We start from the raw sequence: 21,488 nt of genomic DNA on the forward strand, positions 1-21,488 counted from the left end.
GGCCCTGATCTCTATGTTACCTTGCAACGCTCTATGATATGAGCCCGCAAAGCTTTCAAAGGAGTTCCCCCCTTGGGTAACGCGAGAAACATCGCCTTCTGGGTCGTCCTGTTCCTTCTGATCCTGGCGCTCTTCAATCTGTTCTCGGGCGGCGGCAGTACGCTGCAGAGCCGCGAGGTCAGTTATTCCGATTTCGTCCGCGCCGTTGAATCGCAGAACGTCAGTTCCGCCACGCTTGATGGCGAGCAGGTTCGCTATCGTTCGACCGATGGTCAGGACTATGTGACGATCCGGCCGGAAGATGCTGAAATCACGGATCTTTTGCTGAACAACAACGTGCCGGTTCGGGCCGAACAGCAGGAACAGTCGGGCTTTCAGTCCTTCCTGCTCAGCCTTCTGCCGTTCCTGCTGCTGATCGGTGTCTGGATCTATTTCATGAACCGGATGCAGGGCGGCGGCAAAGGCGGGGCGATGGGCTTTGGCAAGTCCAAGGCCAAGCTGTTGACGGAAAAGCATGGCCGAGTGACCTTTGACGACGTGGCGGGCATCGACGAGGCCAAGGAAGAGCTCGAAGAGATCGTTGAATTCCTGCGCAATCCGCAGAAATTCTCGCGCCTTGGCGGCAAGATCCCGAAAGGCGCGCTGCTGGTCGGCCCTCCGGGCACCGGTAAGACCCTGCTGGCCCGCGCAATTGCGGGTGAGGCGGGTGTGCCCTTCTTCACCATCTCCGGCTCGGACTTCGTGGAAATGTTCGTGGGTGTCGGCGCAAGCCGTGTCCGTGACATGTTCGAACAGGCCAAGAAGAACGCGCCCTGCATCGTCTTCATCGACGAAATCGACGCCGTGGGCCGGGCCCGTGGTCAAGGCTATGGCGGTGGTAACGACGAACGCGAACAGACGCTGAACCAGCTGCTGGTCGAAATGGACGGGTTCGAGGCGAACGAAGGCGTGATCATCGTCGCGGCCACCAACCGCCGTGACGTTCTGGACCCCGCGCTGCTGCGCCCCGGTCGTTTCGACCGTCAGGTGACGGTGCCGAACCCCGACATCAAGGGCCGTGAAAAGATCCTTGCCGTCCACGCGCGCAAGACCCCGCTGGGCCCGGATGTGGACCTGCGCATCATTGCGCGCGGTACGCCCGGATTTTCCGGTGCCGATCTGGCCAACCTCGTGAACGAGGCGGCGCTGATGGCGGCGCGTGTCGGACGGCGATTCGTCACGATGGAAGATTTCGAGAACGCCAAGGACAAGGTCATGATGGGCGCCGAGCGTCGCAGCATGGTCCTGACCGACGAGCAGAAGGAAAAGACCGCCTACCACGAGGCCGGTCATGCGGTTGTGGGTCTTGCCCTTCCGCAATGCGATCCGGTCTACAAGGCAACGATCATCCCGCGTGGTGGCGCCTTGGGCATGGTGGTCAGCCTGCCGGAAATCGACCGTCTGAACTGGCACAAGTCCGAGTGCGAGGAAAAGATGGCGATGACCATGGCAGGCAAGGCTGCCGAGATCATCAAGTACGGCGAAGAGAACGTCTCGAACGGACCGGCGGGCGACATCCAGCAGGCCAGCGCGCTGGCGCGCGCCATGGTGCTGCGCTGGGGCATGTCCGACAAGATCGGCAACATCGACTACGCCGAAGCGCATGAGGGCTATCAGGGCAACACGGCTGGCCTGTCGGTGTCTGCGCACACCAAGGAGATGATCGAGGAAGAGGTGCGCCGGTTTATCCAGGATGCCTACGAGCGCGCCTATCAAATCCTCACCGACCGCAAGGACGAATGGGAGCGTCTGGCGCAGGGCCTTCTGGAATACGAAACCCTGACCGGCGACGAGATCAAGCGCGTCATGCGCGGCGAGGATCCGCATTCCAGCGATGACGATGACGGCACCGGCGCGGTCGAGGACAAACCTTCGCTGACCGCGATCCCGAAAACCAAACCGAAGTCCAAGCCTTCGGATGGCGGGATGGAGCCCGAACCCTCCGCATGAGCGGCGGATCGGAGAATGATTGGGACCCCGGGACCTATCACAGGTTCCGGGGTTACCGTTTGCGCCCCGCGCTGGACCTGCTGTCCCGCGTCGGGCCCTTGCCACAGGGCGATGTGGTGGACCTTGGCTGCGGGGCGGGCGACGTGGCTCCAGACCTGCACCAGCGGTTCTGCAAGACGACCGGCGCGCGGTTGATCGGGGTCGACAGTTCCCCGGCCATGCTGGAACAGGCGCGCGCGCAACAGGTCTATGACCAACTGGACGAAGCGGACATTGCGCAATGGTCGCCCCCGGGCAGCCCTGCGCTGATCTTTTCCAACGCTGCCCTGCATTGGATAGGCGATCACAAGGCGCTGCTGACCCGATTGGTGGCATCTCTTGCGCCCGGTGGGTCGCTGGCCGTTCAGGTTCCGCATCAGAACAATGCGCCGTCGCATCGCCTTTGGCGGACGCTGGCGGATGAACTCTGGGCGGGTTGTCTGGACGATGTGCCTTTGCCCGAGGTCCTTCTGCCTGCGCAGTATTTTCACCTGCTGGAAACCATGGGTGAGGTCAGCCTCTGGGAAACCGAGTATTTCCAGAAACTGCCGCCCAGCGACTCGGGCCACCCCGTCCGACGCTTTACCGAGGCGACCTATGCGCGCCCGATACTCGACGCCCTGACCGAGACGGAGCGCGACCGCCTGATCCGCGCCTATGATGACCTGATCAGCAAGGCTTATCCGTTGTCGGGTGATGGCAGCGCGCTGTTCCCGATCAGGCGGCTGTTCTTTACCCTTGTCCGTGACTGACTCCCGGTCCATTTGGGGCCACGGTTGAACCAGATCCGGAGATCCCCATGCCCGCTTTGAAACCCACCGATTACACAGCCACCGTGACATGGCTGGGCGTTGTCACCAGTGACGACCGCAGCGAACTGCTGGCAGAGCGGTGCGATGTGCTGGACCTGACGTTCGAAGGTGTGGCCGGATCGGTTCACGGCGGGGCGACGCGGCCGTCGTGTTCGCGGGTCAAATCGCAATACCCGCGCGGAACCGAGATCCGCAACGAACGACAGTTGAGCATCATCAGCGAAGAAGAACTGGCCGAGATCGCCGCCGCGCTGGGTCTGGACCGGATCGATCCGGCGCGGTTGGGGGCGACGATGGTCGTGAAGGCCTTGCCGGATTTCAGCCATGTGCCGCCGTCCTCCCGGCTGCAGGCGCCCTCGGGGGCCACGGTCACGATCGACATGCAGAACCGGCCCTGTCAGTTTCCCGCAAAAAGCATCGAAGCGGCGGAGCCGGGTAAGGGCAAGGGCTTCAAGCCCGCCGCAGAGGGCCGCCGCGGCGTCACGGCCTCTGTCGCGCGCGAAGGGCGGGTGGCACTGGGCGACGTGCTGCGCCTCCATATCCCGGACCAGCGCGGGTGGCAGCCAGAGGCCTGATCGGCAGGCTTTCCGCCCCTCTCCGATCTGCTTCGCCGGGTGACGCGGGTTTCCGATCCGACGCATCCCGTGCCGCAGATGATCGAACCGCGCCGCGGAACTGCAAGAAAAGGTCGGATTCGCTTTCACGCAGGCTGTCTTAGACCGCTATGGCTGTGCCATCGCGCAACCATCCGCAACGGGGACAGCAGCAAGATGGCATTCAAGTCCGACATCGAAATCGCCCGCGAGGCGAACAAGAAGCCCATTCAGGAGATCGGGGATCGCCTGGGCATCCCGGGTGAACACCTGCTGCCCTACGGCCATGACAAGGCCAAGATCAGCCAGTCCTTCATCAACTCGGTGCAGGATCGCCCCGATGGCAAGCTGATCCTTGTCACCGCGATCAACCCGACGCCGGCGGGGGAGGGCAAGACCACGACCACCGTTGGTCTGGGCGACGGTCTGAACAAGATCGGCAAGAACGCGATGATCTGCATCCGCGAAGCCTCGCTTGGCCCGAACTTCGGGATGAAGGGCGGCGCAGCTGGGGGCGGCAAGGCGCAGGTCGTCCCGATGGAAGAGATGAACCTTCATTTCACCGGCGACTTTCACGCGATCACCAGCGCGCACTCGCTGCTGTCGGCTATGATCGACAACCACATCTACTGGGGCAACGCGGCCGAGATCGACCAGCGCCGCGTCACTTGGCGCCGCGTGGTGGACATGAACGACCGGTCGCTGCGCCAGATCACGTCCAGCCTTGGCGGTGTGTCCAACGGCTTCCCGCGCGAGGACGGTTTTGACATCACCGTGGCATCTGAGGTCATGGCGATCCTGTGCCTTGCCAAGAACCTCAAGGACCTCGAAGAGCGTCTGGGCAACATGATCGTCGCCTATCGCCGCGACAAGTCGCCGGTCTTCTGCCGCGATATCAAGGCTGAAGGCGCGATGACCGTTCTGCTGAAGGACGCGATGCAGCCGAACCTGGTGCAGACGCTGGAGAACAACCCGGCCTTCGTGCATGGCGGTCCCTTTGCCAATATCGCGCATGGCTGCAACTCCGTCATCGCCACCACCACCGCGCTGAAACTGGCCGACTACGTTGTGACAGAGGCCGGTTTCGGTGCCGACCTTGGCGCTGAAAAGTTCATGGACATCAAGTGCCGCAAGGCGGGACTGCGTCCCGACGCGGTCGTGATCGTGGCCACCGTGCGCGCGATGAAGATGAACGGCGGCGTTGCCAAGGCCGATCTGGGGGGCGAGAACGTCGAGGCCGTCAAGGCGGGCTGCCCGAACCTTGGCCGTCACATCGAGAACATGAAGAAGTTCGGCGTGCCGGCGGTGGTGGGGATCAACCACTTTGTCACCGACACCGATGCCGAGGTGCAGGCCGTCATGGACTACTGCGCCGAACTGGGCGTCGAGGCGATCCTGAACAAGCATTGGGAGTTCGGCGGCGAGGGGATCACCGAGACCGCGAAGAAGGTGGTCGAACTGTGTGAGGCCGGTGAGGCGGATTATCACCCGCTTTACGCCGACGAGATGTCGCTGGCCGAGAAGATCGAAACCGTCTGCAAGGAAATCTACCGCGCTGACAGTGTCGTCATGGACAAGAAGATCCTCGATCAGCTCAAGACCTGGGAAGAGCAGGGTTATGGCAACCTGCCGGTCTGCATGGCCAAGACGCAGTATTCCTTCTCGACCGATCCGACCCAGCGCGGCGCGCCGACGGGGTTCGATATCCCGGTGCGTGAGGTCCGTTTGTCGGCGGGGGCAGGTTTCATCGTCGTGGTCTGCGGCGAGATCATGACCATGCCGGGCCTGCCGCGTGTGCCTGCGGCCGAAAGCATCCGCCTGAACGAGGATGGCCTGATCGAAGGGCTGTTCTAACTGGCAGGGACGGGGGCGGACGCTGTTTGCCTGTCGGCAAAGGCGCCCCGCCCACCGTCCCGTCGGGCGCGTGGTTGATCCGCGCCCCGAGGTATCGGATACGGGGGGCAGGTTTTGGTTTTGCAAAGGAACGCGCATGACACGTCCCGCCCCCGAAACGATTGAAACGATGGCGGACCTGCGGGTTTGTATCGATCAGATCGACAGCGAGCTGGTGACGCTGCTGGCCGAACGCGAACGTTATACCGACCGCGCACCGGACTTGAAGGCGCGAGAGGGCATCGCGGCACGGGCTCCGCGCCGGGTGGATGCGGTGCTGGCGAATGTTCGGGACAAGGCGCAGGCCAGCGGGCTGGACCCGGCACTGGCCGAGGCGATGTGGCGGATCATGATCGAGACGGTGATTGCACGCGAAGAGCGGGTGATCGGCAAGGAAGGGATAGACGGATGAGCGCGACAATCATTGACGGCAAGGCTTTTGCGGCCTCGGTGCGGGAAAAGGTGGCGGTCCACGTGGCGCGCCTGAAAGAGGAAAACGGCGTCACGCCCGGTCTGGCGGTGGTGCTGGTGGGCGAGGATCCGGCCTCTCAGGTTTATGTCCGCTCGAAGGGCAAGATGACCGTCGAGGTCGGCATGAATTCCTACGAGCACAAGCTGGAGGCGGACACGTCCGAGGCGGACCTGCTGGCGCTGATCGACACGCTGAACAATGACCCGGCGGTGCATGGCATTCTGGTGCAGCTGCCGCTGCCCAAGCATCTGGATGAGGATCTGGTGATCAACTCCATCGATCCGGCCAAAGATGTGGATGGGTTCCACATCTCGAACGTGGGCCTGTTGGGGACCGGGCAGAAGTCGATGGTGCCCTGCACGCCGCTGGGCTGCCTGATGATGCTGCGGGATCATCACGGCTCGTTGAGCGGGATGGATGCGGTGGTGATCGGGCGGTCCAATATCGTGGGCAAGCCGATGGCACAGCTTTTGCTGGGCGACAGCTGTACCGTGACGATCGCGCATAGCCGCACCAAGGACTTGGCCGAGGTGGTCAAGCGGGCCGATATCGTGGTGGCGGCCGTGGGGCGGCCCGAGATGGTGCCGGGCGACTGGATCAAGCCGGGGGCGACGGTGATCGACGTGGGCATCAACCGGATCGATGCGCCCGAAAAGGGTGAGGGCAAGACCCGGCTGGTGGGGGACGTCCACTATGAAAGCTGCGCCGCGGTGGCCGGGGCGATCACGCCTGTTCCGGGCGGGGTGGGGCCGATGACGATTGCCTGCCTTCTGGCCAATACGGTGACGGCCTGCTGCCGGGCCAATGGACTGGAGGAGCCGGAGGGGCTGACCGCCTGAGGGGTGTCCACGCGTGGACAGCTTAGGGGGAATGTAGAATCAAGGGGTTACAGGGGCGATTTTACCGCTGCTTAACCTTTTGGGGTTTGGGCGAGGACTGCACGCCCCCAGCCGGGCGTGTCCGCAACCGGGTGTCGGGTGCGGGTTGGAACGGCCCTGAAGGACGGAACGCCCTTACAGAAATCTGTAAGGGCGGTTTGGTCCGGGATGGCCGCGATGCGGACAAGGCTGCCGTTTGAGCCCAGGGCCGCACCCTCCGCTTTCTCCTCCTAGTGATCAATTTTGCAAAGCTCATGATCTGCGAGGGACGCGAGAACGTAACACGTCTCTGAAACGCCTTGTCCGTCACATCCTTCGGATATCCGCGTCAGTTCCTTTTCCAAGAGCTGGAGCCGTTTGATCTTGTTTCGCACGTCGGAAAGTTGCGAGGTGGCGATCTCGCACGCGGATTGGCACGATCTGTCTGGATGTTCCTGCAGTTCAATCAGCGCTGAAATCGCTTCGATGGAAAAGCCCAGATCACGCGCGTGGCGGATGAAACTCAACCGTTCCAACCCGGCTGTGTCATACCGTCTTTGGTTGCCTGACGTGCGCTCGGCTTCGGCCAGCAATCCCATCTGCTCATAGTACCGGATGGTCGGAACCTTGACCTTTGTGCGCTTTGACAACTCGCCGATGGAAAACACGAAGAAACCCCTTGAAGCTCTAGTCACTAGAGATCGTATTTAAGTTGGGACGCAGAAAGAAGAGCAAAAAATGTCCCACGATTATCTATCTGAAACGCCGCTTCTCGATTATCGGGCGGTCCGCATACAAGAGTTGGTCACGAACCGGGGGTGGGCAGGGTTGGCCGAAGGCGAGCGCATCGGCGCGGCCTACGAGTACGTGCGCAACGAGGTCTTGTTTGGCTACAATTCCGAGGATGCCTTGCCCGCCTCAAAGGTGCTGGCAGATGGCTATGGACAGTGCAATACCAAAGGCACGCTCCTCATGGCGTTGCTGCGCGCCTTGGAAATCCCCTGCCGGTTTCACGGCTTTACCATCGACAAGGGGTTGCAACGCGGCGTTGTGCCCGAACTGGTTTACCCGCTGGCACCGCGCAACATCATCCATTCGTGGGTCGAAGTGCGGTATGGTGACAAATGGCTGGACCTCGAAGGGTTCATTCTGGATCAAGGCGTCTTGAGCGCGCTGCAAGCCAAGTTCCCCGACCGCGCATCGTTATGTGCCTACGGCGCGGGAACCGATTGCCTGCAACAGCCAAATGTCGCATGGGCAGGTCAAAGCACCTACATTCAGAAAACAGGGATCAATCGAGATCTTGGTGTCTTTGACAGCCCGGATGCGTTTTATGCGAACAACCGGCAGCTTACGGGACTGCGTGGGCTTGCCTATCGCTGTGTCATTCGACATTGGATGAACCGGCGGGTTGCGCAAATCCGCGCAGGGCATGTCCCCGTCATTCCGGGTGGAGACACCACCCTTGTCCCAACCAAGCCCAAAGAAAAGGGAGCTGCATGAAGGGGCGGGCGTTTGCTGCGGTGTCGCAGGCTGTGACCTGTGGGCTTTGGCGCGGACACACGGTTAGTCGCACGTGGTCTGCGCCCGTGAGGTTATACGCTTTCTGGTCTTTCGCGGGCTGGCAGGGCATGGTTCGCCCCAAAATTGGAGGGATTTGACCATGCGTATTCTGTTTACCGGGGGCTCGGGCAAGGCCGGGCGGCATGTGGTGGCTTATCTGTTGGAGCAGGGGCACCGGGTGCTGAACGTGGACCGGGTGCCGCTGGACCTGCCGGGGGTCGACAATCGCGTCGCCGATATCACCGACGCAGGCCAGATGTATGACGCGATGAGCAGCCTTGCCGGGCTGTACGAGCTGGAGCCGGGCACCGGTGTGCCCAAATTCGATGCGGTGGTGCATTTCGCCGCCGTGCCGCGCATCCTGATCACGCCAGACAACGAATGTTACCGGGTGAACACCATCGGCACCTACAACGTGATCGATGCGGCGGTGAAATTCGGCATCCGCAAGATCGTCTTTGCCTCGTCCGAGACCACCTATGCGGTCTGTTTCGCGGATGGTGAGCGCAAGCCAGAGTATCTGCCCATCGACGAGGACCACCCGGTGGTGCCCGAGGACAGCTATGCCATGTCCAAGGTCTGTAACGAGGTGACAGCGCGCAGTTTTCAGGCGCGCAGCGGGTTCGACATCTACGGATTGCGGATCAACAACGTGATCGAGCCGCATGAATACGCCGAGAACTTTCCTGCCTACATGGAGAACCCGGAGGTGCGGCGGCGCAATATCTTTGCCTATATCGACGCGCGCGATCTGGGGCAGATGGTGGAGTGCTGCCTGCAGACAGACGGGCTGGGCTATGAGGTGTTCAACGTCTCGAACGACGATCATTCCGTGGGGCTGACGTCATCGGAACTGATCGAACGGTTCTATCAGGGGGTGCCGGTCCGGGGAGAGATCGGCGAGACCGAGACCTTTTATTCCAACCGGAAGGCCAAGGCGCTGCTGGGCTATCAGCCGCGTCATAGCTGGCGTGATGTGCTGGGCTGAGGCGGCCCTGGGGTGTCAGTTTGTCAGCAGGCTGTCGAGCCGGGCGTAGGACATCTCCATCCCGTCGGCCATGCCGTGGGCGATCATGCCGTCCAGGGTGGCCGGGTCGTCGACCTCCAGGATCATCGTCACCAATGTGCCCGCGCCCTGCGGCGACACTCGGGTTTCGACCCGGGTGGGCGGGGTCGGGTCGGGCAGATGCATGATTTCCACGTGGCGCATCAGGGTGGGGGCCTCGACCGCCAGCACATCGGCGGTGAGGTCGAACCCGGCATCGGTGCCGGTCTGCTCCCAGCGGTAGCGGATCGTGCCGCCGGGGCGCATGTCCATCTCGCAGCGGGTCATGGCCCAGCCGTCCGGCCCGGTCAGCCAGCGCGGAATCAGGTCGGGGTTCACATGCGCCTGCCAGACCCGCGCAGGGGCCGCGTCGAAGCGGCGTGTCACCTGCAGCGAGGTGGGGGAGAGGCGTAGCGTTGTCAGGGGCATGTCAGGGGTCCTTGGTCAGCGGCACGCGGACCATGGTGCCGGTCATGCGGGCGATGTGCCGCTCTGTCCCGTCCTTGACGGCATAGACATCGGCCTGCGTCACCAGCATGCGTTTGCCCGGCTTGAGGACAGAGCCGCGCGCAATCAGATGCGTGCCCAGTCCGGGAGCAAGATAGTGGATCGACATTTCCGAGGTGACCACATCGCTGTCGATGTCCAGCAGGGTGACGGCGGCATAGCCTGCCGCGCTGTCGCCGATGGAAAAGGCCAGTCCGCCATGGGCAAACCCCTGTTGCTGAGCGGTTTTCGGGGTGATGGGGACGGTGATCTCGATCTCTCCCGGGGCGACGCGGGTGAGGGTCGCGCCAAGGGTGGCGAGCATGCCCTGACGGGTGAAATTCGTGCGGATGCGGGTTTCGAGATCGGTCATGGGGCGCAGAGTTGCCTGTGCTGCGGGGTCTTGGCAAGGGCCCCTTGCGGCGCGCGGTGCGGATACCGATATCCGCCAAATCGGGGCGGGGTGGCGCGGATGGGGTGCCGCCCGTCCGGTCAGACAACAAACGGAAAAACGGATCATGTTCATTCTGGAAGGGGTTGGCGCGCTGTTGGCGGGCCTTGTGTTGTACCTCTGGGCGGAGGCGCTGCATCACCGGGAGACGGCCCCGGGGTGGGCGCGCCGCCAGATCTTTGTCAGCGCGGTCGGGCTGGTGTTGGTGGCGCTGGTGCCGGCGGGCGCAGGGCTGTTCACCTACGGTCTGGAGCAGCCGATGACCGCGGCCAGCTGGATCGGCCTTGCCGGTCTGGCCTTTGTGCCGGTGGTGCTCTGGGCGGGGCGGCGCGGATAAGCGCGGTTCAGGCGCGATGGGCCGCCCGGCGCGGCATCGGGATCGCGTAGAGCCGGGGGCCGGTCAGGATGGCCTGTGCATCGGCATCCATCAGAGAGGACAGCGCCGGGCTGTCGCAGTAGAGACCGCCGGTATAGGCGCCATAGGCGGGCAGGATCAGGCGCTGTGCGTCGCACAGGAAACAGGGGCGGGACAGGCTGCGGCCGCGGGCGGAGAGGCGCGCCTTGGGGTGGTAATGGCCCGAGACCTCGCCCGGTGTGCCGGTGGTGGCGATATGGCGGAAGGTCAGCGCGCCTTCGCGGTGGTCGGCGCGGTGGTGGCCTGCGAGGGCGACCGGGGCCGGGTCATGGTTGCCGGTGATCCAGGTCCAGTCGCGGCCCGCCTGCAGGCGGGTGATCCAGAGCAGATCCTCTTCTGGCAAGAGCGCGTCGAGGCCCGCCGCGTCAAAGCTGTCGCCAAGGCAGATAACGCGGGTGGCGCCGGTGGCGGCGAGGTCGGTGTCGAGGCGTTGCAGGGTTTCGCGGTTTTCATAGGGGGGCAGTTGCGCGCCGCCCACGGCAGAGAGCCGTGCCGATTTGCCGAGGTGCAGGTCCGACACCACCAGCAACTGCGCCTCCGGCCAATGCAGCGCACCGGAGGGCAGGGCGTGCAGATGCGCGCCGTGAAAGGTGAACGGATGCGTGTTCATGGCTTGTTCTTGCCACTCGCACCGGGGCTGTGCAAGGGGGCTGTTGGGTGCAGTCTTACCAAGGGGCGCGCCACGCGGGTTTGGTTTCGACCTGCGCCAGACCGCTTTCTTTCAGCAGGCGGGTGACTTCTTCTTCCATCAGCCGTTCGTCCGCCGAGCCACTTACCGGCACGCGTCCCGCCTCAAGGAACAGCGGCGCGGCAAGCGGGGTGACACGGCGGAGCGCCAAGTGGTCGATGCGGTCGCCGACGCGGGCGCTCATCTCGCGGATGCGGGCAAAGTCCACCAGCCCGCGCATCGCCTCTTCGCGGGTGATCTGCATCAGCAGGTGGTCGGGGTCGTATTTCAGCAGCGTGTCGTAGAGGATGTCCGACGACATGGTGGCCTGCCGCCCGGTCTTGCGCTGCCCGCCCACCTGCCGTTCGATCAGCCCCGCGATGGTGGCACTGGCGCGAAAGGTGCGTTTCATCACGGCGTTGCCCGCCAGCCAGCCATCGAGGCCGTTTTCCAGTGCCTCCAGATCGAACAGCGGCGCGGGATCCGTGACCGCATCCAGCCCCCAGATCAGCGTGGCGTAGTCGGTGGCGACAAAGCCCATCGGGGCCAGCCCCATCTCCTCCATCCGCTTGGTCAGGAGCAGGCCCAGCGTCTGCTGCGCGTTGCGGCCGGCAAAGCCGTAGACCACCAGTTGCTGGCGTCCGTCATGCGGAAAGCTCTCGATCAGCAGGCGGCCCGGTTCCGGCAGGCGCGAGACCTGTCTTTGCAGGCGCAGCCATTGGGCCGTGTGGGGCGGCAAGTTCGGCCAGTCGTCCTGCTGAAACAGGCGCAGGATGCGGTCGCTAAGCTGCGTGGAGGTGGAAAATTTGGTGCCCATGAAGGTGGCAATCTTGGGCTTGCGGCCGGGATCGCGCGACACCTCGACCACCAGTTCGCGCAGCCCTTCGTAGCGGACGATCTGGCCGCCGATCAGAAAGGTATCGCCCTTGGTGAGGCTGGCGGCAAAGCCCTCTTCGACCTCTCCCAGCGGTTTGCCGCCGCGTCCGCGCCATTTCACCTTAAGCGTGTCGGTGTCCTGAATCGTGCCGATGTTCTGGCGGATGCGCACGGCGGACCGGGGGTCGCGCAGTTGCCAGAGACCGTCGGGGCGCTGTTGCAGGCGCTTCCACTGGTCGTAGGCGCGCAGGGCGTAGCCGCCGGTGGCGCAGAAATCGAGGCAGGCGTCGAACTGCGCGCGGGTCAGCCCGGCATAGGGGCCGGCGCCCTGCATTTCCGTGAAAAGGTCATCGGCGTCGAAGGGGCCAGAGGCGGCGGCGATCAGGATGTGCTGGCAGAGCACGTCGCGGGGGCCGGGGCCGCGTGGTTCGCCGTCCAGATCGTGTTCCTTGACCGCCTCCAGCGCGGCCAAACATTCGACCACCTCGAACCGGTTGGCGGGGACAAGGATCGCCTTGGACGGCGCGTTGTAGCGGTGGTTGGCGCGGCCGATGCGCTGCACCAGCCGCTTGACGTTCTTCGGCGCGCCGACCTGGATCACGAGGTCGACGTCGCCCCAGTCGATGCCGAGGTCGAGACTGCCTGTGCAGACGATGGCGCGCAGGTGGCCCGCGACCATGGCCTGTTCGACCTTTTCCCGCTGGCCCCGGTCGAGCGAGCCGTGGTGGATGCCGATGGGCAGCGAGTCCTCGTTGGCGAGCCACAGGTTGTGGAAATAGATTTCCGCCTGCGCGCGGGTGTTGTGAAAGATCAGCGTGGTGCGGTGCTGATTGACCTGCTCCAGCACGGCGGGGATGGAATACTTGGCGCCGCCCCCGGCCCAGGGCGGGGCCTCATCGGTGATCAGCATGGAAATGTCGGGGTCGGGGCCGGGGTCGGCCTGCAGGATTTCACAGGGCAAATCGCCGTGGGCCAGCAGGCGGGCAATGGCCTCTGGGTCTTCGACGGTGGCCGACAGGCCGACGCGGCGCAGGTCGGGGCAGAGTGTTTGCAGCCGGGCGAGCGCCAGCATCAGCTGGTCGCCGCGTTTGCTTTCGGCCAGCGCGTGGATTTCATCCACCACCACCCGTTGCAGGCCCGCGAACATGCGCGGCGCGTCCTCGTAAGAGGTGAGCAGGGCAAGGCTTTCGGGGGTGGTCAGCAGGATATGCGGCGGGTCGGCGCGCTGGCGTTTCTTGCGGCTGGCGGGGGTGTCGCCGGTGCGGTCCTCGACACGGATCGGAAGGTTTGCTTCCTCGATCGGGATGAGCAGGTTGCGCCGGATATCGGCGGCCAGCGCCTTGAGCGGCGAGATATAGAGGGTGTGCAGGCCCGGGCGGGGGGCTGCGGTGAGTTCGGACAGGGTGGGCAGGAACCCGGCCAGCGTCTTGCCCCCGCCGGTGGGCGCGATCAGCATCAGGCAGGCCGCATCGGCGCGGTCCAGCATGGCGCGCTGGTGCGGGTGGACCTGCCAGCCGCGGGTGTCGAACCAGTGCTGCAGACTGTCGGGAAGCGTGTTCATGCGCCAGAGATAATGCGACCGCGACGAAAGCAAAACCGTGGCGACAGGCGAGGGGCCAGCCCCTCGGGCGGTGCCGACAGGCGGCGCAATCCCTCTTTTCATTCCGGCTGCCTTCCGGTTTCCTGTCCAGTGGGAGGAAAGGGATGCTGACAGGGATACGCATCGTCGAATTCGAGGCGCTTGGGCCCGCGCCCTTTGCCGCCATGCATCTGGCGGAACTTGGGGCGGAGGTGATCCTCGTTCAGCGCAGACAGGGCGGGGACAATCCCGCGAAACCGGCGGCGTCGCTATTGAACCGGGGCAAGCGGGCGATTGCGCTGGACCTCAAGGACGGTGGCGATCTGGCGATCGCGCGGGCCTTGATCCGCAGCGCCGACGGTATGATCGAGGGGATGCGGCCCGGTGTCATGGAGCGGCTTGGTCTTGGACCGGAGGAGGCGCGGGCGCTGAACCCCGCTCTGGTCTACGGGCGGATGACCGGCTGGGGGCAGGACGGGCCTCGGGCGCGGCAGGCGGGGCATGATCTGAATTACCTTGGGCTGTCGGGGGCGCTGTTCTACGGCGGGTTGCCGGGCGAGGTGCCAGGCGTGCCGCCGACGATGCTGGGCGATATCGGGGCGGGGGCGTTGTACCTGACCGTGGGGATGCTCGCGGGGCTGTTGCAGGCGCGTCAGACCGGGACGGGCTGTGTTGTGGATGCGGCGATTGTCGACGGGGCGCAGCACATGATGGCGCTGTTGCGGTCGATGGGGCCGCAGTTCGACACCGGGGCGCGGGGGCGGTCGCTGCTGGACGGACCGCATTGGTCGCGCTGTTACACCTGTGCCTGCGGGGGGCATGTGGCGGTGCAATGCCTTGAGCCGAAATTCTATGCGCAATTCCTTGAGATCATGGGGTTGCGGGACGATCCGGGATTCGCAGAGCAATACAACCCTGCTCAATGGCCGGAACAGGTGGCGCGGCTGGCGCAGGTCTTTGCCGGGCAGAGCCGCGATCACTGGGCGGCGCTGTTCGATGGCAGCGACGCCTGTGTCGCGCCGGTGCTCAGCCCGGATGAGGCGGCGCGCGATCCGCATATCGCGGCACGGGGGCACGGGGCGGGGGCGCCCTTGCCTGCGCCGCGCTTTGACGGGGTTGCGGCACAGCCGGGGCGCGTGCCGGACCACGGGCAGGACGGTGCCGCGATCCTGGATGACCTCAGGCAGAAAGGCTTGATATGAGTGAGGCGGACGTCTTTGGACAATTGTTGGAGGCGCGGTTTTCCTGCCGGGGGTTCAGGCCTGATCCGGTGCCGCGCCCGGTGATCGAGGCGGCGCTGGGCGATGCGCAGAAGGTGCCATCGTGGAACAACGTGCAGCCCTGGCAGGTGATCGCCCTGTCCCCGGTCGAGACGGCGGATTTCGCGGCGGCCTTGTACGAGCACGCCAAATCCGCGACCCATGACAGCGATATCCCCTTTCCACCGCGCTACGAGGGCGTCTATCGCGAGCGGCGCCGCGCCTGTGGGTGGCAGTTGTACGATGCGGTGGGGGTCACCAAGGGGGACCGCGCGGCCTCGGGCCGGCAGATGATGGAGAATTTCCGCCTGTTCGGCGCGCCGAACTACCTGCTGATCACCACGCCCAAGGATCTGGGGGCCTATGGCGTGCTGGACTGCGGGGCCTATGTGACGGCGCTGATGCTGGCCCTGCAGGCGCGGGGTGTGGCGACAATCGCCATGGCGGCGGTGGCCAGCTTTTCGCCCTTTGTCCGGGCGCGATACGGGATCGCGGAGGACAGGGACCTGCTGTGCGGCGTGGCGCTGGGCTATGCCGATCCCGACCATCCGGCCAACAGCTATCGCACCGAGCGGGCCGGGCTGGACGAGGTGGTGGACTGGCGGTGAGGGGCGTTCAGGCCGCGCTTTCCTCCAGCCGGTCGGTGGCCGGGGGAGGCGTGGGAACAAGCTCTGCCAGTCGTGAATAGAGCGCGGCATCCATCGGGTAGGTCATGCCCGCCAGCGAGGGGATCAACTGCGTGGCGTTGCGGGCCGAGAGGATTGGCACCGCGCCCGAGGTATGGGCGGCAACCCAGGCCACGGCAAGCGTTGCGGCATCGGTGCCCAGTTCATCGGCAATCGCCGCCAGTTCCTTTGCCGCCGCGTGCATGTCCGTGGGCGCGTAGCGGTTGGCGTACATCTGGTCCTCTGTCAGGCGGCCGGTTTCGCCCCGGGCGTATTTGCCGGTCAGCAGGCCACCGCCCAGCGGCGAATAGCACACCGGCAGGATCCCTTCGGAGGCGCACATGGGCAGCAGTTCGACCTCTGCCTGACGCTTGACGAGGTTGTACATCGGCTGGATGACGTGGATCGCGGTGCCGAAACTGGCGGCCACGGCCTGCGCCTTCATCACCTGCCACGCGGCGTAGTTGGACACGCCGATATAGCGGATGCGCCCGTCGGACTGAATCGCGGCCAGCGTTTCGAAGGTCTCTTCGAGCGGCGTGGTGCTGTCCCAGCGGTGCATGTAGTAGAGGTCGATGACCTCGACCCCCAGCCGGGCAAGGCTTTCGTCCAGCGATGACAGGATGTTGGCGCGGCTGGCGCCGCCGGTGAACTTTGCCTTGGTGGCGATGAAAACCTGTTCGCGCTCGGCAGAGGCGAACCGCCCCAGCAACCGTTCCGACGCGCCATCGGTATAGACATAAGCGGTGTCGAAATGGCGGATCCCGGCGGCGCGGCAGGTGTCATACATGGCGCGGCTTTCGGCCTCGGTGGCGCGGCCGCCGAACTGCATGCAGCCAAAGGCGAAGGGGGCGGGCGTATCGCCCGAAAGTGTTGTCAGGGTCATGGCGCAACAGTGCCACGCCCGCCCGCCTGCGGCCAGCGGGAATTCGGTCAGCGAGAATTCGGCCCGGGGGGCATTTCGGGCGGCGTGGGAAATACCGGACTGGAGGCTTTGTCGAAAACCGTTACACTAAATGCATGTATTTGCAGGAGAGACGTCCATGATCATCAATTCGATAGATCAGGTGCTGAACAACCGTCCGCTGATCAGTGTCCCACCGGGGGCCAGTGTCAAAGAGGCCTGCGATCTGCTGGCGCAGCACAATATCGGCGCGCTGACCGTGGTCGAGGACGGGGGCCTTGTCGGCATCATCAGCGAGCGTGACGTGATCAACCGCTGCATCGGCAAGGACCTGACGACCGGTGAGACAACCGTGGCCGAGATCATGACGCCGGACCCCGAGACAGTGCGCCCCACCACCCGTCTGGCCGATGCGCTGACCCGCATGATCGAAGGCGGATTTCGCCACCTGCCCGTTACGGATGCGGCCGGAGAACCGATCGGGATGCTGTCGATGCGCGACATCCCGACAGAGTATCGCCTGATGGTTGACCGGGTCCGCGAGTTGCGCGATCCGGACGTGGCCGCCCAATAGGCTGACCGCGGGCCTGCGGGGGCAGGCACTACGAAGGCGTTACTCGACAGAACAACGGCACCCTGCCATTCTGAGGTGAAAGGGGAGTGTCGTGATGCGTCTTCTGGCCTGCGTCCTTGCCGCCGCCGCACTGACTGCTCCGCTTGCCAGCGGAGCGGGAGAGAGTTGCACCGAGGACGCGATGATCGTCTTCGACGGCTCCGGTTCCATGGCGGAGATTGGCTATAACGCCATCGGCGTGCCCCGGATATCAGAGGCCCGCACCGCGATCCGCCGGGTGATCCCGACCGTGGCGGCGCAGAGGCGTCTGGGGCTGGTCATCTACGGCCCCTCCGGCGACCGCACCTGTTCCAACACCGATCTGCGCTTTCCGCCGCAATGGCAGGCGGGGCCGCGCATCATCGCCGACGTCGAGGCGCTGCACCCGGCGGGCGGCACGTCCTTGACCGAAAGCGTGCGGCAGGCGGTGGAAACGCTGGATTACACGCGCAAGCCGGGGACCGTGGTACTGGTCACGGATGGCAAGGAAACCTGCGGCGGCGCGCCCTGCCAGCTGGCCGCGGAAATCGCCGCGATTGCGCCGGAGATGACGGTGCATGTGATCGGCTTCAAGGTGCGGGGGCGGCATTTCGACTGGGCCAACCCGGATGCGCCCGCCGTGACTGTGGCGCGTTGCCTTGCGGATCAGACGGGCGGAAAATACGTGCGCGCGGAATCCGTAGACGAGTTGATCGGCGCGCTGCGGGTGACGCTGGGCTGCAATATCCTTGGCTCTGTTTCGCCGGAGCGGCGGGTGCTGTCGCGCTGAATTTCGAGGAAACAGCCCGCTATTAGGCGACCGGCCGGTGACACGCCGTGTCGGGGCGCCTGTTGAGCGCTGATCGGGTGTCGTCGATCAGCGAAACCTGTCATGGCTAAGTCGTTGATGGCCGAATAGGGTCAAGACCTAGACATAATAACTTAAGGCATTTGACCATGAAGCCTCTGATCCTTGTCGCGGCCATGACGATTGCCGCGCCCCCTGTCCTTGCGGGTGAAATCGAAGCCCTTGGCGGCTGGGAAGCGCCGTGCAGCTATCGCTTTTCCGGACGTGTAGAGCCGGGCGATGCGGCAAAGATCGAGGCGTTGGACACTTTCGGGATGCCGGGCGCTTCGCTATGCCTTGACAGCCCGGGCGGGTCCCTGCCCGAAGGCATCAAGATCTTCGACGTGATCTGGAACAACAAGCAGATGCATACGCGGGTGATGAACGGCGACAGTTGCGAATCCGCATGCGCGATTGCGTGGCTGGGCGGCAGCATCAGCGTGGGGACAGTGATTAGCCAAGTCGCCTCGCGCAGCATTGAGCCGGGAGCGGTGCTGGGCTTTCACGCGCCCAGCCTGGATCTGCCCGATGAAGGCATCTATCCGGCAAAGCATGTCGAAGAGGCATTCAGGATCGCGCTGAAATCGGCCGAAGGCTATTTCAATATCAAGCTGACGACACAGGACAGCGCAGAGGCGTTGAACGACTTTCTTTATGCGCGCATCCTCGAAACCCCGGGGGACAGCATGTTCCGGGTCACCACGGTTGCCGAGGCGGTCATGTCGAACGTGTTGATCTCTGGCGTTAAAGCACAAGAACAGATCACCAAGGCGGACATGCTGCACCTGTGCGAGAACGCCTACCTGGTGCACAAGGGGGTCACAGTTGGCCTGCCGGATGCGGCCAGCCATTTGCGGGCGCTGCGCGAGGATGCGGCCCAGGGAGAGCGGGTGTCATACGTGGCCCAGACCTATTGGGCGGTCCGGCTATTCAATGAACCGCGCGCACAATATGTCTGCCTGATCCGGGACGATGACTTTGGCGGCTACGTGAGCGAGGCCCAGCGATACAATGGTGACTTGCCCTATATGAATGGACAGGCAGAGCCTCCGGTGATCCGGCTAAGCCTGCAACGGGTGCATGTTTGGCCTGATGAACCCGCCGAGAATGTCTGGAACGCGATTGCGGATGGGAGCGGGGAAGTGTTGCGCGACGGCGAGATGCCCCATTACACGCTGCGGGACGGGATGACGCGATTGGGTGATCTTACCCGGCACTGACTGCGGCGACCGGTTGAGAGGCGTTGCGATCCGCCGCCCAAGGGGCAGCGCAAAGGCGAGGCTATCGCGCTTGAGGTTGCGCGTGGGGCGTGACCGTCCTGTCAAAACGCCAGAAGGGCGGTGCGCCGGTTGGTGGTATGGGCTGTGTCGCCACACCCCCGGTCCTGCGATGGCAGGGTCGAGGGTGTGGCAGAGCGGTCCTTACTGCGGGATTTCCCCGGTCAGGCCCTCGACGTAGAAGTTCATGCCCAAGAGGGTGCCGTCATCCGCGACCTCACCATCAGCAAGCCAGGCCGTGCCGTCGGCCTTGTTCAGCGGGCCGGTGAAGGGGTGATAGTCCCCTGCTGCGATGGCGTCCTTCATGGCCAGTGCTTCGGCCTTGACGTCTGCCGGCACGGCGTCCGAAATCTCGCCGATGCCGACCATGCCCGGGCCGATGCCGTCCCAGGTTTCCTTGCTTTCCCAGGTGCCATCCATGACCGCCTGCACGCGGTCGACGTAATAGGGGCCCCAGTCGTCGATGATCGAGGAGACGCGCGGCATGGGCGCGTAGTCGGCCATGTCAGAGGCCTGACCGAAGGTGATGACGTTGCCCGCCTCTGCCGCGGCGGCCTGCGGCGCGGTCGAGTCGGTGTGCTGCAGGATCACGTCGGCGCCGTTTTCGATCAGCGCGCGGGCGGCGTCCGCCTCTTTCGCCGGATCGAACCATGTGTAGGCCCAGATGATCGAGAATTCGACATCCGGGTTCACCTTCTTGGCGTGGATATAGGCCGAGTTGATGCCGCGGATGACCTCGGGGATCGGGAACGAGGCGATGTACCCGATCTTGTTGGTCTTGGTCATCTTGCCCGCGATGTGGCCCTGGATCGCACGGCCTTCGTAGAAGCGGGCCGAGTAGACGGCGACGTTATCCGCGGTCTTGTAGCCGGTGGCGTGCTCGAACTTCACGTTCGGGAACTTGGCGGCGACGGCGATGGTGGGATCCATGTAACCGAAGGAGGTGGTGAAGATGATGTCGGCACCGGACAGGGCCATCTGGGTGATTGCGCGTTCGGCGTCTGCGCCTTCGGGCACGCTTTCCTGGTAGATCGTCTTGACCTTGTCGCCAAAGGCCTCTTCGACGGCAAGACGGCCCTTGTCGTGTTCATAGGTCCAGCCGCCGTCGCCGATCGGCCCGACATAGATGAAACCCGCGGTGACATCCTGTGCGGCAGCGGCAGAGCCGAAGCCGAGGGTGAGGGCCAGCGCGGCGGTGGAAAGGAGGGTTCTTCTTTTCATGGTCATCCCCTGTTGATGATCTTGATGATTGAGTGTGTGCCTCAACTTGAGGCGTGGAAGGGTCGGCCCAGAGAGGCGGGCGCGCCATGCACGCCCCGGGCCGAGATGATCACGAGCACGAGGATCGTGACCAGATAGGGTGAAGCCGACAGCAGGGCCACGGGCACATTGGCCCCGGCGGCCTGCAGGTTCAGCTGCAACACAGTGACGCCGCCAAAGAGATAGGCGCCGATGGCCACGCGGCCGGCGCGCCAGCTGGCGAAGACGACGATGGCCAGCGCGATCCAGCCTGCGCCGGCGGTCATGCCCTCTGTCCATTGCGGGACGCGGACTAGGCTGAGGTAGGCCCCGCCAAGGCCCGCGCAGGCGCCGCCGAAGAGGATCGCCAACAGGCGAATGCGCACCACCTTGTAGCCCAGCGCATGGGCGCTGCTGTGGCTTTCGCCCACTGCGCGCAGGATCAGACCGGCGCGGGTGTGTTTGAGAAAGGCCCAGACGGCGACCACCAGTGCAAGGCTGAAGTAGACCATGATGTCATGCGAAAACAGCATGCGCCCCAGCACGGGAATGTCGCCGAGCAGGGGAATGTCCAGTTTCGGCAGCGTCGGGCTTTTGATGCCTTCATAGGGTTTGCCGATCAGGCTGGACAGGCCAAGGCCTACCAGCGTCAGGCCCAGCCCGGTGGCCACCTGGTTCGACAGCAGGAACTGCGTCAGCACGCCAAAGGCCAGCGAGAGCACCGCGCCCGCGCAGGCGGCGGCGAAAAAGCCAAGGATCGGCGAGGAGGTGTTGACCGCGATGGCAAAGCCGACCACCGCACCGGTGATCATCATCCCCTCGACGCCGAGGTTCAGAACGCCGGATTTTTCCACCACCATCTCGCCGATGGCGGCCAGCAAGATAGGCGTGGCCGAGACCATGATGGAGGCCACGAGGAGGACGGGGTTGATAGAGCTCAGGTCCATCGGTCGTATCCTGTGGCTGGC

At 64.4% G+C, this 21,488-nt stretch carries 22 protein-coding genes; 14 read left to right on the plus strand and 8 right to left on the minus strand.

The genetic code is table 11. The features are described from left to right. Nucleotides 1–72: 72 nt before the first annotated feature. The 6 genes from ftsH to folD all read left to right on the plus strand — a co-directional run bounded on the left by ftsH (nt 73) and on the right by folD (nt 6,637). Nucleotides 73–1,989: an ATP-dependent zinc metalloprotease FtsH gene (ftsH, locus tag ACTXGA_RS10220; protein WP_443393284.1), complete on the plus strand. Its 1,917-nt coding sequence runs from the start codon at nt 73–75 to the stop codon at nt 1,987–1,989. Beyond that, the gene (locus ACTXGA_RS10225) at nt 1,986–2,780 is read left to right on the plus strand and encodes a methyltransferase domain-containing protein (protein ID WP_443393286.1); all 795 of its coding nucleotides are present in this window, start codon (nt 1,986–1,988) and stop codon (nt 2,778–2,780) included. The genes ftsH and ACTXGA_RS10225 overlap by 4 nt, the downstream gene beginning before the upstream one ends. A gap of 47 nt (nt 2,781–2,827) precedes the next feature. Then, a complete protein-coding gene (locus ACTXGA_RS10230) occupies nt 2,828–3,415 on the plus strand; it encodes an MOSC domain-containing protein (RefSeq protein ID WP_443393287.1) in 588 nt (195 codons plus the stop codon). Nucleotides 3,416–3,610: 195 nt separating this feature from the next. Further along, nucleotides 3,611–5,287 (plus strand): formate--tetrahydrofolate ligase, encoded by a 1,677-nt coding sequence (locus tag ACTXGA_RS10235; RefSeq protein ID WP_443393289.1) that lies wholly within the window; start codon nt 3,611–3,613, stop codon nt 5,285–5,287. 136 nt (nt 5,288–5,423) lie between these two features. Beyond that, nucleotides 5,424–5,738: a chorismate mutase gene (locus ACTXGA_RS10240; protein ID WP_443393291.1), complete on the plus strand. Its 315-nt coding sequence runs from the start codon at nt 5,424–5,426 to the stop codon at nt 5,736–5,738. Continuing rightward, nucleotides 5,735–6,637, plus strand: coding sequence for a bifunctional methylenetetrahydrofolate dehydrogenase/methenyltetrahydrofolate cyclohydrolase FolD (gene folD, locus ACTXGA_RS10245; RefSeq protein WP_443393292.1), 903 nt, complete (start codon nt 5,735–5,737; stop codon nt 6,635–6,637). Before ACTXGA_RS10240 ends, folD begins: the two co-directional genes overlap by 4 nt. Nucleotides 6,638–6,906: 269 nt before the next feature. On the opposite strand, the gene ACTXGA_RS10250 is transcribed toward folD, so the two are convergent. After that, nucleotides 6,907–7,323, minus strand: coding sequence for a MerR family transcriptional regulator (locus ACTXGA_RS10250; RefSeq protein WP_443393293.1), 417 nt, complete (start codon nt 7,321–7,323; stop codon nt 6,907–6,909). 70 nt (nt 7,324–7,393) lie between these two features. Between ACTXGA_RS10250 and ACTXGA_RS10255 the strand changes: the two genes are divergently transcribed. Then, entirely contained in the window at nt 7,394–8,158 is a 765-nt protein-coding gene (locus ACTXGA_RS10255; RefSeq protein ID WP_443393295.1) for a transglutaminase-like domain-containing protein, read from the plus strand. A gap of 160 nt (nt 8,159–8,318) precedes the next feature. Next, a complete protein-coding gene (locus tag ACTXGA_RS10260) occupies nt 8,319–9,206 on the plus strand; it encodes an NAD-dependent epimerase/dehydratase family protein (RefSeq protein ID WP_443393297.1) in 888 nt (295 codons plus the stop codon). Nucleotides 9,207–9,221: 15 nt separating this feature from the next. Here ACTXGA_RS10260 and ACTXGA_RS10265 read toward each other — a convergent pair whose 3' ends face one another. Continuing rightward, entirely contained in the window at nt 9,222–9,692 is a 471-nt protein-coding gene (locus tag ACTXGA_RS10265; RefSeq protein WP_443393299.1) for an SRPBCC family protein, read from the minus strand. Nucleotide 9,693: 1 nt separating this feature from the next. Then, nucleotides 9,694–10,122 (minus strand): PaaI family thioesterase, encoded by a 429-nt coding sequence (locus tag ACTXGA_RS10270; RefSeq protein ID WP_443393301.1) that lies wholly within the window; start codon nt 10,120–10,122, stop codon nt 9,694–9,696. Nucleotides 10,123–10,267: 145 nt separating this feature from the next. Here ACTXGA_RS10270 and ACTXGA_RS10275 point away from each other — a divergent pair, with 145 nt between their 5' ends. Further along, the gene (locus tag ACTXGA_RS10275; RefSeq protein WP_443393303.1) at nt 10,268–10,537 is read left to right on the plus strand and encodes a hypothetical protein; all 270 of its coding nucleotides are present in this window, start codon (nt 10,268–10,270) and stop codon (nt 10,535–10,537) included. A gap of 7 nt (nt 10,538–10,544) precedes the next feature. On the opposite strand, the gene pdeM is transcribed toward ACTXGA_RS10275, so the two are convergent. Both pdeM and ACTXGA_RS10285 read right to left on the minus strand, forming a co-directional pair. After that, nucleotides 10,545–11,225: a ligase-associated DNA damage response endonuclease PdeM gene (gene pdeM / locus ACTXGA_RS10280; RefSeq protein WP_443393305.1), complete on the minus strand. Its 681-nt coding sequence runs from the start codon at nt 11,223–11,225 to the stop codon at nt 10,545–10,547. Between the two features lie 55 nt (nt 11,226–11,280). Beyond that, nucleotides 11,281–13,719 (minus strand): ligase-associated DNA damage response DEXH box helicase, encoded by a 2,439-nt coding sequence (locus ACTXGA_RS10285; protein WP_443393690.1) that lies wholly within the window; start codon nt 13,717–13,719, stop codon nt 11,281–11,283. Between the two features lie 143 nt (nt 13,720–13,862). Here ACTXGA_RS10285 and ACTXGA_RS10290 point away from each other — a divergent pair, with 143 nt between their 5' ends. Then, complete coding sequence (locus tag ACTXGA_RS10290; RefSeq protein WP_443393307.1) at nt 13,863–14,939, plus strand: CaiB/BaiF CoA transferase family protein; 1,077 nt, start codon at nt 13,863–13,865, stop codon at nt 14,937–14,939. Next, nucleotides 14,936–15,604: a nitroreductase gene (locus ACTXGA_RS10295; RefSeq protein ID WP_443393309.1), complete on the plus strand. Its 669-nt coding sequence runs from the start codon at nt 14,936–14,938 to the stop codon at nt 15,602–15,604. The genes ACTXGA_RS10290 and ACTXGA_RS10295 overlap by 4 nt, the downstream gene beginning before the upstream one ends. A 7-nt stretch (nt 15,605–15,611) precedes the next feature. Here the strand turns inward: ACTXGA_RS10295 and ACTXGA_RS10300 are convergent, their stop codons facing one another. Beyond that, on the minus strand, nt 15,612–16,547 hold the full coding sequence (locus ACTXGA_RS10300; protein WP_443393311.1) for an aldo/keto reductase: 936 nt from the start codon (nt 16,545–16,547) through the stop codon (nt 15,612–15,614). A 157-nt stretch (nt 16,548–16,704) separates the two neighbouring features. Here ACTXGA_RS10300 and ACTXGA_RS10305 point away from each other — a divergent pair, with 157 nt between their 5' ends. The 3 genes from ACTXGA_RS10305 to ACTXGA_RS10315 all read left to right on the plus strand — a co-directional run bounded on the left by ACTXGA_RS10305 (nt 16,705) and on the right by ACTXGA_RS10315 (nt 19,224). After that, nucleotides 16,705–17,139, plus strand: a complete 435-nt coding sequence (locus ACTXGA_RS10305) for a CBS domain-containing protein (protein WP_443393313.1) — start codon at nt 16,705–16,707, stop codon at nt 17,137–17,139. Nucleotides 17,140–17,233: 94 nt separating this feature from the next. Further along, nucleotides 17,234–17,947 (plus strand): vWA domain-containing protein, encoded by a 714-nt coding sequence (locus ACTXGA_RS10310; RefSeq protein ID WP_443393692.1) that lies wholly within the window; start codon nt 17,234–17,236, stop codon nt 17,945–17,947. A gap of 167 nt (nt 17,948–18,114) precedes the next feature. Continuing rightward, nucleotides 18,115–19,224 (plus strand): hypothetical protein, encoded by a 1,110-nt coding sequence (locus ACTXGA_RS10315; RefSeq protein ID WP_443393315.1) that lies wholly within the window; start codon nt 18,115–18,117, stop codon nt 19,222–19,224. Nucleotides 19,225–19,425: 201 nt separating this feature from the next. Here the strand turns inward: ACTXGA_RS10315 and ACTXGA_RS10320 are convergent, their stop codons facing one another. Together ACTXGA_RS10320 and ACTXGA_RS10325 are read right to left on the minus strand one after the other, a co-directional pair. After that, nucleotides 19,426–20,502, minus strand: coding sequence for a BMP family ABC transporter substrate-binding protein (locus tag ACTXGA_RS10320; protein ID WP_443393317.1), 1,077 nt, complete (start codon nt 20,500–20,502; stop codon nt 19,426–19,428). Nucleotides 20,503–20,543: 41 nt separating this feature from the next. Continuing rightward, nucleotides 20,544–21,467: an ABC transporter permease gene (locus tag ACTXGA_RS10325; RefSeq protein WP_443393318.1), complete on the minus strand. Its 924-nt coding sequence runs from the start codon at nt 21,465–21,467 to the stop codon at nt 20,544–20,546. Nucleotides 21,468–21,488 lie beyond the last annotated feature (21 nt).

Origin of the sequence: Antarctobacter jejuensis, from assembly GCF_052266595.1 — a bacterium.
Taxonomy (GTDB): domain Bacteria; phylum Pseudomonadota; class Alphaproteobacteria; order Rhodobacterales; family Rhodobacteraceae; genus Antarctobacter; species Antarctobacter jejuensis.